Below are 430 nucleotides of genomic sequence, written 5' to 3'. Positions count from 1 at the left end.
GTCATGAATCAGGAAGCAGAGATTATACAAGCGCTTCAAGCAGCTTCATCTCTGACTCCGACCCTCACAGTCAAACAATATCAACTATGGAGTCAAGACAAAATCGTTCCCTCGGTGCTCGAGATTCTAGATGTTTATGAATCTTGGCCAGAAGCGCTTGTCGCAGCTGGGATTCTAGGAAGCCGAAGAAATTATACACAACATGAGTTGCTCGTCTCCTTGCGAAACGCCTCGCAAGAAGATGGACGACTCACGAGCACGAGTTATCGACAATGGGCGACGTACAATAAAGCCCCTTCGTTAGGCGATATTATTTCATATTTCGGGTCATGGAGTCTCGCCGTCAAAATAGCGGAACGAGCAGTCGATCCACATTCTACAATCCATGCTGAACGGGAAAAAGCAGAGATTGTTCAGGCCTTATTAGAGG

General features: G+C 46.7%; 1 protein-coding gene. It reads left to right on the top strand.

Features of this window, described 5'->3' with window-relative positions:
- Positions 1-430, top strand: a 430-nt coding sequence (locus GFC01_RS19095) for a hypothetical protein (RefSeq protein ID WP_207707662.1), incomplete at both ends; no start/stop codon positions are given.

This window comes from Desulfofundulus thermobenzoicus, from assembly GCF_009428905.1.
Lineage (GTDB): Bacteria > Bacillota > Desulfotomaculia > Desulfotomaculales > Desulfovirgulaceae > Desulfofundulus_A > Desulfofundulus_A thermobenzoicus.
Note: the sequence above shows the minus strand (reverse complement) of the source record. Positions and strands in the feature narration are given on the sequence as shown.